10 protein-coding genes are annotated in these 14,181 nt (G+C 62.9%); 3 read left to right on the top strand and 7 right to left on the bottom strand.

The features are described 5' to 3' along the window. Positions 1–13 precede the first annotated feature (13 nt). Positions 14–1,084, bottom strand: coding sequence for an anhydro-N-acetylmuramic acid kinase (locus B3C1_RS09635; protein WP_008484509.1), 1,071 nt, complete (start codon positions 1,082–1,084; stop codon positions 14–16). Between the two features lie 91 nt (positions 1,085–1,175). Next, positions 1,176–2,468, bottom strand: a complete 1,293-nt coding sequence (locus tag B3C1_RS09630) for a peptidoglycan DD-metalloendopeptidase family protein (RefSeq protein WP_008484507.1) — start codon at positions 2,466–2,468, stop codon at positions 1,176–1,178. Positions 2,469–2,611: 143 nt separating this feature from the next. On the opposite strand from B3C1_RS09630, the gene tyrS reads away from it, so the two are divergent. After that, entirely contained in the window at positions 2,612–3,811 is a 1,200-nt protein-coding gene (gene tyrS / locus B3C1_RS09625) for a tyrosine--tRNA ligase (protein ID WP_008484505.1), read from the top strand. Between the two features lie 61 nt (positions 3,812–3,872). Here the strand turns inward: tyrS and B3C1_RS09620 are convergent, their stop codons facing one another. Further along, the gene (locus B3C1_RS09620; protein ID WP_008484504.1) at positions 3,873–5,885 is read right to left on the bottom strand and encodes a S8 family serine peptidase; all 2,013 of its coding nucleotides are present in this window, start codon (positions 5,883–5,885) and stop codon (positions 3,873–3,875) included. A 169-nt stretch (positions 5,886–6,054) separates the two neighbouring features. Next, entirely contained in the window at positions 6,055–6,639 is a 585-nt protein-coding gene (locus B3C1_RS09615; protein ID WP_008484503.1) for a nucleoside deaminase, read from the bottom strand. 212 nt (positions 6,640–6,851) lie between these two features. Here B3C1_RS09615 and B3C1_RS09610 point away from each other — a divergent pair, with 212 nt between their 5' ends. After that, entirely contained in the window at positions 6,852–8,369 is a 1,518-nt protein-coding gene (locus B3C1_RS09610; RefSeq protein ID WP_008484502.1) for an OpgD/OpgG family glucan biosynthesis protein, read from the top strand. After that, positions 8,366–10,474, top strand: a complete 2,109-nt coding sequence (mdoH, locus tag B3C1_RS09605; RefSeq protein ID WP_008484501.1) for a glucans biosynthesis glucosyltransferase MdoH — start codon at positions 8,366–8,368, stop codon at positions 10,472–10,474. Before B3C1_RS09610 ends, mdoH begins: the two co-directional genes overlap by 4 nt. 2 nt (positions 10,475–10,476) lie before the next feature. Here the strand turns inward: mdoH and B3C1_RS09600 are convergent, their stop codons facing one another. From B3C1_RS09600 to B3C1_RS09590, 3 genes are all read right to left on the bottom strand, one after another. Further along, positions 10,477–12,216 (bottom strand): sugar phosphorylase, encoded by a 1,740-nt coding sequence (locus B3C1_RS09600; RefSeq protein WP_008484500.1) that lies wholly within the window; start codon positions 12,214–12,216, stop codon positions 10,477–10,479. A 2-nt stretch (positions 12,217–12,218) separates the two neighbouring features. Continuing rightward, on the bottom strand, positions 12,219–13,445 hold the full coding sequence (locus tag B3C1_RS09595; RefSeq protein WP_008484499.1) for a glycosyltransferase family protein: 1,227 nt from the start codon (positions 13,443–13,445) through the stop codon (positions 12,219–12,221). Between the two features lie 2 nt (positions 13,446–13,447). Next, on the bottom strand, positions 13,448–14,181 hold a 734-nt coding region (locus B3C1_RS09590), incomplete at its 5' end, for an HAD-IIB family hydrolase (protein WP_008484498.1).

Genomic DNA, 14,181 nt, shown 5'->3' with positions numbered 1-14,181 from the left:
GTGTCTCAGCCTTTTACCAGGCTTTGGTCAGTTGTCCCAATATGGCGGGGCGCGCGGCGCCGGTCGCCTGTGGCAGGTTGCCGGGTTGTCCCTTTATAAACTGCCTGGCCAGCCAGGCAAAGGCCATGGCTTCGAGCCAGTCGCCGGGAATGCCCTGCTGGTCTGTGGTGGTCCAGCCAAGGGACGGCAGCCGGGTGGCCAAGGCCTGGCACAGCACCGGGTTTTGGGCGCCGCCGCCACACAGGGCCACAGAGTCGCTTACTCCCAACTGTTCCAGGTGCCGGGCTATGGACTCCACGGTCAGGGCCAGCAGGGTGGCCTGCACGTCGGCCGGGGCCTCCTGACCGGTTAAGGCGGCGTCCAGCCAGTCCAGGTGAAAGAGTTCGCGGCCGGTGGACTTGGGCCAGGGCTGGCTGAAATAAGGCTCTGCCAACAGGGTGGCCAGCAGCTCGGGCAGCACCTGGCCACTGGCGGCAAAGGTGCCGTCTTTGTCATAGCTCTGGCCCAGGTGGCGGCGCACCCAGGCGTCCATCAGGGTGTTGCCTGGGCCGGTGTCAAAGCCGCAGACCTTGTCCCCAAGGTGGGTGACATTGGCGATGCCGCCGATATTGAGCACCGCTTCACTGCTGAGCACTGCCTTGTGAAAGGCGGGCACCAGGGGCGCGCCCTGGCCGCCCAGGGCCAAATCCTTCATGCGAAAGTTGCTGACCACATCGATGCCGGTTGCCACCGCAAGGGTGGCGGCGTCGCCAATCTGCACGCTGTAGCCCCACTGGGGCCGGTGGCGTATGGTTTGGCCATGGCTGCCGATGGCTTCGACCTGCGCCGCTGCCACCCCGGCTGCCTTAAGTAGCTGTTGCACCGCCTGGGCTGACGTCTGGGCAAAGGCCAGGCTCAGGCTCATCACCGCCTCCAAGTTATCGCTGCCGGGTTGGCAAAGACCGTGCAGGCCCTGGCAGAGTTTTGGTGGCAGTGGCTGTAAATGGCTGGCCAGCAGCACCGGCTTGGTCCCGGCAAAATCCACCAGTACCGCATCGATGCCGTCCATGCTGGTGCCGCTCATCAGGCCTATGTACAGTTCCATCTCGGCTATCCCTTCGGTTAACGCAATGGGGCCGGCGATATGCCGGCCCCATCAAGATAAATGGTGCAGTGCCAACCTAAGCCAAACCGCCTCAGCGCATGGCCAGCATGATGCGGCGGTGGCTCTCCAGACGGGCCAGCATATCGCCGGCCTGGGCCTTGAAGGCCGCCAATTCGCCCTTGGGTACCGGGCTCGCTTCGGGCAGCTTGACGGTGCGGGGGTTACGGTGCACGCCGTTGACCAGGAATTCATAGTGCAGGTGCGGCCCGGTAACCCGGCCGGTGGCGCCGACGTTGCCGATACGCTGACCCTGTTTGACCTTCTGGCCGGTCTTGACCATGCGCTTGGACAGGTGCAGGTACTTGGTCACGAACTGCTCGCCATGGCGGATAAAGACATAGTTGCCGTTGAGGCTGGAGTAGCCGGAGCGCATCACCCGGCCGTCGCCGGAGGCGTAGACGGGGGTGCCGGTCTTGGCGGCGTAGTCGATACCGTTATGGGGGCGGACCCGGCCGGTGACCGGGTGCAGGCGGCGCGGGTTGAAGCTGGACGAGATGTACTTGTAGCTCACCGGCGAGCGCAGGAAGGCTTTGCGCAGGGACTTGCCCTCGGGGCTGTAGTAGTTGCCGTCACTGTGGCGCACTGCGTTGTAGGTCTGGCCTTGGTTGGTAAAGCTGACCGCCAGGATGTCGCTATCGGCCAGGAAGTCGCCGTCCACGAAGTCCTGGTTGTAGATCACCGCAAAGCTGTCCCCTTCACGCAGTTCCAGGGCGAAGTCGATGTCATAGCCGAGGATATTGGCGATGCCGTCAATGACGGCGGGGCTGAGGCCTGCGCTGATGCCGGCGTTCCAGAAATTAGAGGTGATGGTGCCGGTGGCGAACTGCTCCCTGTGCTCCACAGGCAGGCTCTGGTCGCTGAGGCGATACTGGTCGCCGTCCTTGACCACATCGATGATGCGGGTGCGGCTGGGGGCGTAGCGGATGGCCAGCAGGGTACCGTCTTCGTCCTTGGCAAAATCGAGAGTCTCGCCGGGGCGCAGCACGGTCAGGGGTTTGCCGGCGTCACCCAGTTGGCTGAGCAGCTCATGCAGGGTGCGGGCGGACAAGCCGGCCCTGTCGAACAGTTTGGCAAGGCTGTCGCCGGATTTGACGGTCTCGGTACGCCAGGCGTACTCGGGAGCCACGTCGGACTCCACCAAGGGGCGTGACTCTACGTCGACCACCAGCGGATAGCGTTCGCCGACCTTGAGCTTTTCCAAGTCATGATCGCGAATGGCCTCGGCGTCGTCCGACGGCAGTATCAGCAGCAGTGCCAGCAGGGCCGACACGCTACCAACCAGAATTTTGTGGCCTTTGGGCAAGGTTTTAAAAAGATGCAGCATGGCTTCTAAATGACTTAAGCAAATAAGAAAACCAGCGCAGCTGAGCTGCCTGATCTTTGAGGAGTCTATCGGCTTTTAATGCTCGAGGCCAATCGGATACACTAGGCCCTTATGTCTTTTTGCCGTGAAATGAGGTTTAGATCATGACTGTGGTCCAGGACGCCCTGGAAATTCTCAAGCGGGGTGTGGAAGAGATCCTGGTTGAAGATGAACTGGTGGCCAAACTCAAGGAAAACCGTCCGCTGCGCATCAAACTGGGGGCTGACCCGACGGCGCCGGATATCCACCTTGGCCACACTGTGGTGCTCAACAAGATGCGCCAGTTCCAGGATCTGGGCCATGAGGTGATTTTCCTTATCGGTGACTTTACCGGCATGATCGGCGATCCGTCCGGCAAGAACACCACCCGCCCGCCTTTGACCCGCGAAGACGTGCTGCGCAACGCCGAAACCTACAAGGAACAGGTGTTCAAGATCCTCGATCCGGCCAAGACCCAGGTGGTGTTCAACTCCAGCTGGCTCGAAGAGCTTGGCGCCGCCGGCATGCTCAAGCTGGCCTCCAACCTCACCGTGGCGCGGATGCTGGAGCGAGACGACTTTAAAAAGCGCTTTGCCGGCAACCAGCCTATCGCCATCCATGAATTCATGTACCCGCTGCTGCAAGGCTATGACTCTGTGGCCCTGAAAGCGGACGTGGAGCTGGGGGGGACCGACCAGAAGTTCAACCTGCTGATGGGCCGCGAGCTGCAAAAATCCGAAGGCCAGTCCACCCAGGTGGTGGTGATGATGCCGCTGCTCGAAGGCCTGGACGGCGTCAAGAAGATGTCCAAGTCGGCCGGCAACTACATCGGCATCAGCGAAGCCCCCACCGAGATGTTCGGCAAGATCATGTCGGTCAGCGACGATCTGATGTGGCGTTACTACGAGCTGCTGTCCTTCCGCCCCATGGACGAAATTCGCGGTTTTCGCCAGGCCATTAGCGAAGGCGCCAACCCCCGCGACTATAAAATTCTGCTGGCCAAGGAAATCATCGCCCGCTTCCACAGCGACAGCGATGCCGAAGCGGCCCACCAGGACTTTATCCAGCGCTTCCAGAAGAACGCCATGCCCGACGAAATGGACGAGCTGACCCTGGACGCCGGTAGCGAAGGCCTGGCCATTGCCAACTTGCTGAAGGAAGCCGGCCTGGTGGCTTCCACCTCCGACGGTATGCGCATGATCAAGCAAGGGGCCGTCAAGATGGACGGTGACAAGGTCGATGATGCCAAGCTGGTGGTGCCCCAGGGCACCGTCGCCGTGTTCCAGGTGGGTAAACGCAAATTCGCCCGGGTGACACTGGGTTGATAAAAAAACGGCGCCCAAGGCGCCGTTTTTAGTGAAAGCCCCTCAGCGAGGGGCTTTTTTATTACTGGTAGCTCACGTCCAGGGTCAGGCCGGAGAAGGCCCGGTAGGCGCGGATGCCGATGTACCAGGTGTCTTCGGCCGGGGCGCTGAAGCTGCAGCTTTCGCTGTTACCACCCTGGTAGGGGCGGCAGTCATAGCTGCTGGTGGTGGGCTGGGCGCCACGCTTGACGTAGAGGTCGGCGTCGCCGCTGCCGCCACTGATGCTGACGTTCAGCGCGCTGGTGCCGGCTGGCACATCGACGCTGTAATAGAGCCAGGCGTTGCGCTTGGCGGTCAGGTCAGTCTCGGTGAAGCCGCCCGGTTCGCCGCCGGGATCGCCACCGCCGTCACAGCCGTTTTCGGCGAGGTAGTCCACGGCGTCCTGTGCCTGCACCAGGCCATAACCGTAGTAGTTGTCGCGACCGGCCGTGCCAAGATCCTTGGCAGTGGCGGTCAGGGCGCTGCGGATCTGGCTGGCGGTGCAGCTGGGGTAGTAGCTCCACACCAGGGCGGCTACGCCGGCCACGTGGGGGGTAGCCATGGAGGTGCCGTTGTAATAGTCGTAGTCCTGGCCGCCCACCACGGTCAGGGTGGCGCTTTGACCGGCCTTGGCGGCCAAGTCCAGGCCGGTGGCCCTGTTCACAGAGGCGGTGGGGAAGCTGACGCTGTTGTTCTGGTCAATCAGGTAGTTGGACTGCAGGCCGGGCATGCTGGCCTTGGAGTAGACAATGGCGCCGACACCGCCGGCGTTGGCACAGGCCTGAACGGCGTTGAACTCAGGGTAGCCGCTGGCAGACTCGTTGGCGGTCCTTTCCACCACACAGATCTTGCCGCTGGCGCCGCTGCAGCTGGCAGTAGAGCCGCTGGTGGTACAGGCGGCCAGGGGCGCGGTGACGGTGCCGTTGATGTCGGCGGCCACATAGCTGCCGCCGCTGACGTAGTAGCGCAGGTGCGGTACTACGCCGAGATCGGCATAGGTGGCGCCGCCGACGCTTATCTGGGCTTCGCGGCCGTCACCGGGGATAACGGTGGAGCGGATGGCAACCCCTGGGGCAGACAGTTCAACCTGGCTGTTGTACTGGGAGAAGTAGGCCCATTGCTCGTTGCTGTCCACGGCGCCCACGGACACCACGGAGCTGTAGGAAGCAGGGTAGGACAGGGAACTGTCGGCACCGTTACCGGAGGCGGCAATGGACAATACCCCTTGGCTCAGCAACTGGCTGAAGGCATTGGACTCGGTGGTGGAAGAACCGCTGCCACCCAGGCTCATGTTGATCACGGAGGCGCCGCCGTCGGCACAGGCCTCGGCAGCGTCAACCAGGTCGGAGGCGGTGGGCCAGCTGCCGTTGTTGTCGAACACCTTGACCACATAGATGCCGACCTGGTCGGCCGGGAATATCCCCACCACCCCTTCGCCGTTGTTGGCCAGGCCCGCTATGGTACCGGCTACGTGGGTACCGTGGCTGACACCAGGAGAGCTCCAGACGCCGGTACCGCTGTTGCCTTCGCCGCTGACATTGCTGCTGGTCAGATCGCCATGGCCAAGGGCATAGCCGGTGTCCATGACACAGACGGTCTTGCCGGTGGGGGCGTTGTTGCCCAGGGCGCCAGCGGCCTGCACCTTGCTGATACCCCAGGGCAGGATCTCGTTGAGGCTGGACGCCATGGGTTTACGGATGGGGTCGGCTTCGACGTATTCCACTTCAGGGTCGGCCTTGAGGGCCTTGAGCTGGGCGGCATTGAGTTTGGCACCCACGGCATTGAAGCGTTCCAGGCGGTTGCGGATGGTACCGCCGGCCTTGCTGACGCGCTGGGCGTTGTCCTTGGCCCTGGCCACCCTTTCCAGGGCGTTCATGGCTTGCACGGACTTGTTGCCCCTTTCCTTGAATTTGACGATGTAGCGGCCAGAGTCCTGATCCTGGTTGTCCAGGAAGGGCGGTGCCATCCCCTGGCCAGCGGCCAGAGCGGGGGTCATTACAGCGCACAGAGCGAGGGTCACTGGCGCCAGGCGCAGTGCCGTCTTCTTATAAGTCATGGTGGTGTGTCCTCGTTAGTGATTGTTTTTATTCCCGCGACCACCGTCGACTGCTCCTTCTGACGCGCGGGTCTCCACCATTTCACAAATGTTTCAAAATTGTAGTGATAGCGATCTCTTTTTTGATGCAACCCAGGCTGGTCTGTTTTTCAGCTATGGCTAATTCGCCTTAGGGGTTGTAGATGGGGCCGCCTTTGGCCTGGTAGGCGTCCAAGACCCCTTTGCCTTCGGTGCGCATCAGGCCCCTTTGGATGCGGACACCGGCCCTTTCCAGGTAGCGGTAGGACTCGTAGAACACCGGGCCTTCATCGAAACCTATGGCCCTGGCGTCGTCACCGCTGGCGGCGCACACCATGCGTTTGACACCGCTCCAAAGGGTAGCCCCCAGGCACATGGCGCAGGGCTCGCAAGAGCTGAACAGGGCGCAGTCCTGCTCGGCCAGGCTGAAATGCTGCTGGCGATTCTGGGCCATCATGATCGCCATCACTTCGGCGTGCAGGCAGCTGTTGTGGTTGGTCACCACCGCATTGACACCGACCCCCAGCAGGCGGCCGTCTACTTCGCTGAAGATGGCGGCGCCGAAAGGGCCGCCGGTTTGGCGGGCGACGTTTTCACGGGCCAGGCTGATGGCCAGGGCCATCTTGGATTTGTCGTCGGGGTAGGACTTGTCCCAGTCCAAAGAGGGCAGCACCCAGTGCGGCAGTTGCAGTTCCAGGGCGGTGCTCGGCGGTCGCAGGGCAGTGGCGAGATCCATGGCAAGACTCCTTTTTTGCTATTTACCTTGTCTCAGCCATTAGCATGGGTCAGGGCCGGAGAAGAAGAAGAAACTTTACGAAAACGTTTCTATAACAATCTCTTGTGATCAAGCTCAGGGATTTTTTACCGGCCAGAATCAGCAAGAGTTAATGGAGGCCGTGGAAGGATGAAAGGCAGCGTCCACTGACCTACCGGGATTGAGGAGGAAGGGTGAAACCCTATTTGATGATGGGGCTGCTGTTGCTGCCCTTAGGCCTGGCCCAGGCAGCCACACCCGTCGCCAGTTATACCCAGGATGGTACCTTCAGCCGCGATACGGTGGTGGAACTGGCCAGGCAATTGTCGAAAAAACCTTTCAAGGCCCCGGAAAAACCCCTGCCTGAGGTGCTGGACGACATCAGTTACGACCAGTACCGGGACATCCGTTTCTCCCCTTCTGCGGCGATCTGGGCCAACAGTGGCCTGCCTTACCAGATGCAGTTTTTCCTGCGCGGCCTCTACTTCAAAGACCCGGTGGAAGTGGCAGTGGTAGAGGACGGCAAGGCCCGTCACCTGGCCTACGACCCGGCCATGTTCAGCACCGGCGCCGTGATGAACCAGCCCCTGCCGGCCCAGGACATCGGTTTTTCCGGCTTTCGCCTCCATGCCCCCATCAACAAGGCCGACTATTACGACGAAGTGGCAGTGTTCCAGGGCGCCAGCTATTTCCGCTCTTTGGGCCGCAACCAAAACTACGGCCTCTCTGCCCGTGGTCTGGCGGTAAAGACCGCCGACCCCCAAGGGGAGGAATTCCCGGCCTTTCGCGCCTTCTGGGTGGAAAAACCCTCCAAGGAAAGCAACTCCATACTGGTCTACGCCCTGCTGGACAGCCCCAGCACCACCGGTGCTTACCGCTTTACCATCAGGCCCGGTGACAACACCATCATGGACGTGGAGGCCACCCTCTTTCCCCGGGTGGATCTGGACAAGATAGGGCTGGCCCCGGCCACCAGCATGTACATGTTTTCCATGAACGGCCGCCAGGGCGCCGACGATTACCGGCCCCAGGTCCACGACTCGGACGGCCTGCTTATCCTCAACGGCAAAGGGGAGCGGCTGTGGCGACCCCTGGCCAACCCGGCTTCCCTGCAGATCAGTGCCTTTGAAGACACCGCCCCCATGGGCTTTGGCCTGATGCAGCGCGAACGCAACTTCGACCGCTACCAGGACCTGGAGGCCCATTACGAAAACCGCCCCAGCCTCTGGGTCGAGCCGGTGGGCAACTGGGGCAAGGGCGCCGTAACATTGGTGGAGATCCCCAGCCAATCGGAGATCCACGACAATATCGTCAGCTACTGGGACCCGGCCGAGCTGCTCAAGGCCGGGTCCGAATACAGCTTTGCCTATCGCCTCAGCTGGGGCACCGAGCCCCTGTCACGTTCGGTCAGGGTAGCGGCAAGCCGCGCTGGTCGTGCCGACATCAAAGGGCCCACCCCGGACCGGCTGTTCGTGGTGGACTACCAGGACACTCAGCCGCCGTCAGGACAGTTGCCCCAGGCCCAGGCCACCACTTCGGCCGGAACCATCAGCGACGTGGTGGTGCAACCCAACCCCAGCGTCCAGGGCTACCGGGTCAGTTTCCGGCTGCATACCGACGACAGCCCCCTGGCCGAGTTGCGCCTGGAACTCAAGTTCCAAGACGGCCGCCAGGCGGAAACCTGGCTCTATCGCTGGACCCCTGACGCATGAGGGGTACCCCGGAAGAATTGGCCGGCGCCATGCCGGCCCAGGACTTGAGTAGCCTGAGCCACCGCCAACCGCAACAGCCAGGAGCGGTGCGTTCCCGTTGGTGGCGCCGGCTGCTGGTGGTGGGCGGCGCCCTGGTGCTGGCCGCCTATGCCATCTTCGAGATGTGGCTGGTGTTTGACGCCGGTGGTGTCACCTGGCCCGAATACGTGGTGCTGGTGCTCTTTGCCCTGACCTTCAGCTGGATTGCCCTGGCCTGCACTACGGGTATCGCCGGCTTTTGCGTGCAGCGCTTTGGCAAGGCCCCCAACTGGCTTGATGCTCCCCTGACCGGCAGGACTGTGGTGCTGATGCCCACCTACAACGAGGATCCGGCGCGGATCTTCGCCGCCATCGAGGTGATGGCCAAGGGCATTATCGAGGCAGGGGAGGGCGAGGCCTTCGACTGGTTTATCATCGCCGACACCACCAACCCCGAGGTGATGCTGCAGGAAGAAGAAGCCCTGCTGGCCATTCGCCAACGGCTGGGGGACAAGGCCCGCATTTTTTACCGGCGCCGCCGGGAAAACCAGGCCCGCAAGGCCGGCAACGTCGCCGACTTTTGCCGCCGCTGGGGCCGCCATTACCACCATATGCTGGTGCTGGACGCCGACAGCCTGATGGCGCCCAAAACCCTTATCCAATTGGCCCGGCGTATGGAAGCCAGCCCCGATACCGGCCTTATCCAGACCATACCCCGGCTTATTCGCGGCACCACAGTGGTGGCCCGGGTGCAGCAGTTCGCCACCCGCATCTACGGGCCCATGGTGGGCACTGGCCTGGCCTGGTGGGTGGACCGGGACGGCAACTTCTGGGGCCACAACGCCATTATCCGCACCAGCGCCTTTATGGCCTGTGCCGGCCTGCCGGAGCTGCCCGGCAAGGCCCCTTTCGGCGGCCATATCCTCAGCCACGACTTTGTGGAAGCGGCCTTGCTACGCCGGGCCGGCTGGGTGGTGGACATCGCCTGGGACTTGGATGGCTCCTATGAAGAAAGCCCGCCGTCGCTGATTGACATGGCGGTGCGGGACAGGCGCTGGTGCCAGGGCAACCTGCAACATGCCAAGGTGCTGCCGGCCAAGGGGCTAAGCTGGGTCAGCCGGCTGCACATGGTCACCGGCATCATGTCTTACCTGAGCTCCTCCCTGTGGCTGCTGCTGGTGCTGGCCGGTTTTGCCCTGGCTTTGCAGGCGCAATTTATCCGCCCCGAATATTTTCCCGACAGCTTCTCCCTGTTCCCGGCCTGGCCGGTACTGGATGCCGAAAAGGCGCTGTGGTTGTTCGGGGTCACCCTGGGGGTGCTGTTTGCGCCCAAGATCCTGGGGTTGGTGCACAGCTTGCTGGACGGTGATTGCCGCCGGGGCTGCGGCGGCGCCTGGCGCCTGCTGCGCAGCTTTGTGCTGGAGGTGCTGGTGTCGGCGCTGATCGCCCCGGTGATGATGCTTATTCACAGTGGCGCCGTGCTGGCGGTGCTGCTGGGGGCCGACAGCGGCTGGAACCCCCAGCGCCGGGACGACGGCAGCCTGCCCTGGGCCGATGTCTGGCGCCGCCACCGTAGCCATGTGGCCACCGGGTTGTTGCTGGCGGTGGCGGCCTGGTTCAACTCCTGGCAGCTGCTGGCCTGGCTGTCGCCGGCCATTCTCGGCATGCTGCTGGCGGTGCCCCTGTCCTATTACACGGCGGCCAGCGGCCTTGGCCAGCGCCTTAAGAACAAGGGCTGGTTGCAAATCCCCGAAGAAGCCCAGGCCCCGGCCATCGAAATGGCCCTGGAGCAAATCCTGCCCTGGTACCAAGAACGCCTGGCCCAGGCTCCCACTCTGGCGGTGCTGGCCAATGACCCTGTCCTTGGCCGCCGGCGCCTGGGGCTTATCGACCCCATAGCGCCGCGCCTGCCTGGGCAGGTCAAGGTATTGGATGCCATGGTGGGTACCAAGCTGGGGGACAGCCAGGACCCGGCCCAGGCCCTGGCCTTTATGGACACCAAGGAGCAGGCCTGGCTGCTGTCTACCCCCGCCCTCTACCAGGGCTTTTTGGCCCTGGGGGCGGCGGTGGTGACCGCCGAGGCCTGAGCCTAGTCCGAGGCGCCATAGTCGCGGTTACTGAGCCACAGGCACTGGTAGGGGGCCAGTTCCAGCTCCTGTTGGACGTCGCCGAACAGCTGGCCGCTGATCAAGTCGAACCAGAGGTCGGTGCTGACCAGGTTGATGCTGGACAACGGCAGCACCTGGGGTTGGTTGCTGACATTATGGATGGCAAAGATGCTCTGGCTGCGGTCCAGGCTCTGGCGCCAGACCCCGAAGATCTGCAGCCCCAGGTGCAGGGTGAACTGGGTGGCGTTGGGGTGGAAGGCCGGCTGGGCGCGGCGCACCTGGATCAGGTGGCGCAGGGCCTCGAAGGCCTGCTGGTGGTGGCTGCCGTTACTCAAGGAGGTGCGCAGGGCCTCCAGGGTCCAGCTGTGGCGGTTGATGGAGCGGTTACGGGAGGTCAGGGCCACCTTCTGGGTGTCGTTCTCGGTGGCAAACAGGCTGTGGATATAAAAGGCCGGTATGCCTTCGAGGCCCAGCATCAGGGTATGGGCGCACAGGAAACGGGCCAGCTGCCATTGCTGGTCGCCGCCACTGACCGACTCCTTGAGGGCGTCCCACAGGCTGATATTGAGTTCGTAGGGCTTGTCCTCATCCCCCTTGCGCCGGTAGCTCACCAAGCCACCCGAACGGCTGACCGTGGCCACAAAGTCGGCCAGTTCCTCTTCGCTTAACAGATCCTCGGCCGGGCGCAGCCCGATGCCGTCATGGCTGGCAATGAAGTTCAAGTAGGCGGTGCCGTTCTGGGCCGGGGGCATGCTCATGGCCCAGGTCTTCAGATGCCGGCAACTGCCCGAGAGCAGGCAATGGATCAGCAGCGGCGGCAGGGAAAAGTTGTAGATCACATGGGCTTCGTTGGCGTTGCCGAAGTAGGTGAGGTTTTCCCGGTTGGGGACATTGGTCTCGGTGATCAGGATGGCGTCTTGGGCCTTGTGCTCCACCAGGGTGCGCAGCAGTTTGACCACCTCATGGGTTTGTTGCAGGTGGATGCTGCTGGTGCCCGGCACCTTCCACAGGTAGGCCACGGCGTCCAGGCGGAAGATGCGCACCCCCTGTTCCAGGTAAAAGGCGATGATGCGCACGAATTCCAGCAGCACAGTGGGGTTGGCAAAGTCCAGGTCCACCTGGTCGCTGCTGAAGGTGCACCAGACCCAGCGGTCGCCGTCTTCGGTGGCCACCTTGGTCAGCAGCGGGCTGGAACGGGGCCGCACCACTTGGCTCAAGTCGTCGTCGGGGCTGGCTTCCTTGAAGTAGTCCTTGCCCGGGTCCCGGCGGCGCTTGAAGTTGTCGAACCAGGCGCTGCGGCTGGACATGTGGTTGATCACCAGATCGGCCATCAGCACCTTGTGGGAGGCGATTTTGCTGATATGGCCCCAGTCTCCCAGGCCGTCGTTGACCGACACATAGTCGATGACCGAAAAGCCGTCGTCGGAGCTATAGGGGAAGAAGGGCAGTATGTGTACCGCCGTCAAACACTGGCCCAGCTCGCCGGTCAGCAGCTTATCCAGGGTCACCAGGGGCTTTTCCCCTTCGTCCACCACCGAATTGCCGTAGGTGATCAGCACTATGTCGTCCTGGCTCCACAGGTTCTGGTGCCCAGGCGGCGCCGGGCTGGCCGGGTCCAGGTCCATGGCGGCCAGCAACTGGCCGGCCAGGGGGCCGTTGTCCTGCTCCGGGTAGATCACCCGCAGGTGGCCCAATAACTGGCGAAAAAGGGCTGTGTCCATGGTCAGGCTCCGGCAAATTGCTGGGTGTCGTCTTCCACCGCCTGCTTGAGCTCGTCGAGGATATCCGGCAAGGCGCTCACCACCCGGCTCCAACTGGGCATAAAGGGGGTTTCCATGGGGTTGGCCAGGAAGGCGTTACCGGCTTCGACGATGTTCTGGGCAAACAGCTCCACCGCCTGTTCTTCCTTGTGCCTGTCGTAGGCCAGGCCGTTGAGGGTGGCGTCGTCGTTGAAGATATCGATGAAATCCAGGGCGATGCGGTAGTAAGTGGCCTTGATGGTGCGGATCTTCTCGGTACTGAAGATCTCGCCGTTGGTGGCCAGTTTGCGGAAAAAGGCCTTGGCGATGTCGGTGCTCATCTTGGACAGGCCCCGGGAGGCGTCTTCCGGGCTCAGGTCCTGGTGCTTGTGGTCGTAGTTGTCGCTGATGTCCACCTGGCAGATGCGCTGGGTGGAGCAGCTGCGGTACATCTCCGACAGCACGCCGATCTCCAGGCCCCAGTCGCTGGGGATATGCAGGTGTCCCACAAGGTCACGGCGCAGGGCAAACTCCCCGGCCAGGGAATAGCGAAAACCGTCCATGTAGTTGAGGTAGTCGTTGTAGCCGCAGACCTTTTGCATGCTGCGAATAAGCGGTGTCACCAGCAGCCGGTTGACCCGGCCGTGGAGCTTGCCGCCGGCCACCCGGGCGTAATAGCCCTTGGCGAAGTTGTAGTTGAACACCGGGTTGGCCACCGGGTAGAACAGCCTGGCCAGCATGTCGCGGCTATAGGTGAGAATGTCGCAGTCGTGCAGGGCCACCGCCTGGCCCTTGCCGCTGGCCAGCATATAGCCCAGGCAGTACCAGACATTGCGGCCCTTGCCCAGTTCGGTGGGGGCCAGGCCGTGGCTGGCCAGCTTGGCGTCCAGGGCCTTGAGCCGGGGGCCGTCGTTCCACAGCACCCTGTGGTTCTGGGGCAGCCTTGAGAAATACTGCAAGGCATGGCGGTATTGTTCCTGGTCGGCCCGGTCCAGGCCGATGATGATCTCCGACAGATAGGGCACCTTCTCCAGTTCGTCGAGGATACCGGCCAGGGCCGGGGCCTCCAGTTCGGAATAGAGGGAAGGCAGTACCAGGGACATGGGCCGGAAACGGCGAAAGCGCATCAGCTCCTTTTCCAGGGCCTCCACCGGCCGCCGGGTCAGGTTGTGCAGGGTCGCTATGGTGCCGTTCTGGTGAAAGTCCGCCATGGTTAACTCCTGTTATCGAGAATGTCCTGTATGGCCTGGTTCCAGCCGGCCGGGCCCGGTTGCTGGGTGCGGATGCAGGGGCCTAGCGGGCTGAGCAGATCGCTACGGGGTGAGCGGATCACCACGGCGATATCGGCCAGGTCCAGCATGGGGGCGTCGTTGGGGCTGTCCCCCAGGGCGATCAGGCGCCGGCCCGGGTAGCGGGCCCTAAGGGCACTGAGGCAGGCCCCCTTGGAATACTGGCCCATGACACTTAAAAAGCGCCCCCCTTGCTGGGCCTGCAAGCCGTGGCGGGCCAGGGCCTGGTGAAAGGCCGCCAGGGCGTCGTCGTCCCCTTGCCACAACAGCGGTTCGGTAAATTCCCTGTCCATGGCCAGGGCCGCCTGGGCCTGGTCAAGGCCGGTCATCCTGGCCACCTGGCGCCGATCCCAGTCGGCAAAACCTGCGAAGGCAAAGCCCTGGTCCCGCAGCTGGGCCAGTACCTGTAAAAGGTGCTGGCGCGGCTCGGCAAAGCCTTCGGCCCCGCCGTCACCCCAGTCCAGTATGGCGCCGTTTTCGGCGATAAAGGGACTGCTGAGGGATAGCTGCTGGCGCAGCTGGCGGATCTCGCTGCGGGTCTTGGAGGAATTGAGCACCACTGGAATGCCGAGCTTGCTCAGGCGGGCCAGGGCCGGTTTTGCAGGTGCCCAGCTGTAGCTTTGATGGTCCAGCAAGGTGCCGTCCAGATCGGTGACCA

Origin of the sequence: Gallaecimonas xiamenensis 3-C-1, from assembly GCF_000299915.1 — a bacterium.
GTDB classification, from domain to species: Bacteria; Pseudomonadota; Gammaproteobacteria; order Enterobacterales; family Gallaecimonadaceae; genus Gallaecimonas; species Gallaecimonas xiamenensis.
Note: the sequence above shows the minus strand (reverse complement) of the source record. Positions and strands in the feature narration are given on the sequence as shown.

Coding starts and splice junctions, on each gene's coding strand:
- tyrS (WP_008484505.1), top strand. CDS start 2,612: ATGACTGTGGTCCAGGACGCCCTGGAAATTCTCAAGCGGGGTGTGGAA.
- B3C1_RS09630 (WP_008484507.1), bottom strand. CDS start 2,468: ATGCTGCATCTTTTTAAAACCTTGCCCAAAGGCCACAAAATTCTGGTT.
- B3C1_RS09635 (WP_008484509.1), bottom strand. CDS start 1,084: ATGGAACTGTACATAGGCCTGATGAGCGGCACCAGCATGGACGGCATC.
- B3C1_RS09595 (WP_008484499.1), bottom strand. CDS start 13,445: ATGGCGGACTTTCACCAGAACGGCACCATAGCGACCCTGCACAACCTG.
- B3C1_RS09620 (WP_008484504.1), bottom strand. CDS start 5,885: ATGACTTATAAGAAGACGGCACTGCGCCTGGCGCCAGTGACCCTCGCT.
- B3C1_RS09615 (WP_008484503.1), bottom strand. CDS start 6,639: ATGGATCTCGCCACTGCCCTGCGACCGCCGAGCACCGCCCTGGAACTG.
- mdoH (WP_008484501.1), top strand. CDS start 8,366: ATGAGGGGTACCCCGGAAGAATTGGCCGGCGCCATGCCGGCCCAGGAC.
- B3C1_RS09600 (WP_008484500.1), bottom strand. CDS start 12,216: ATGGACACAGCCCTTTTTCGCCAGTTATTGGGCCACCTGCGGGTGATC.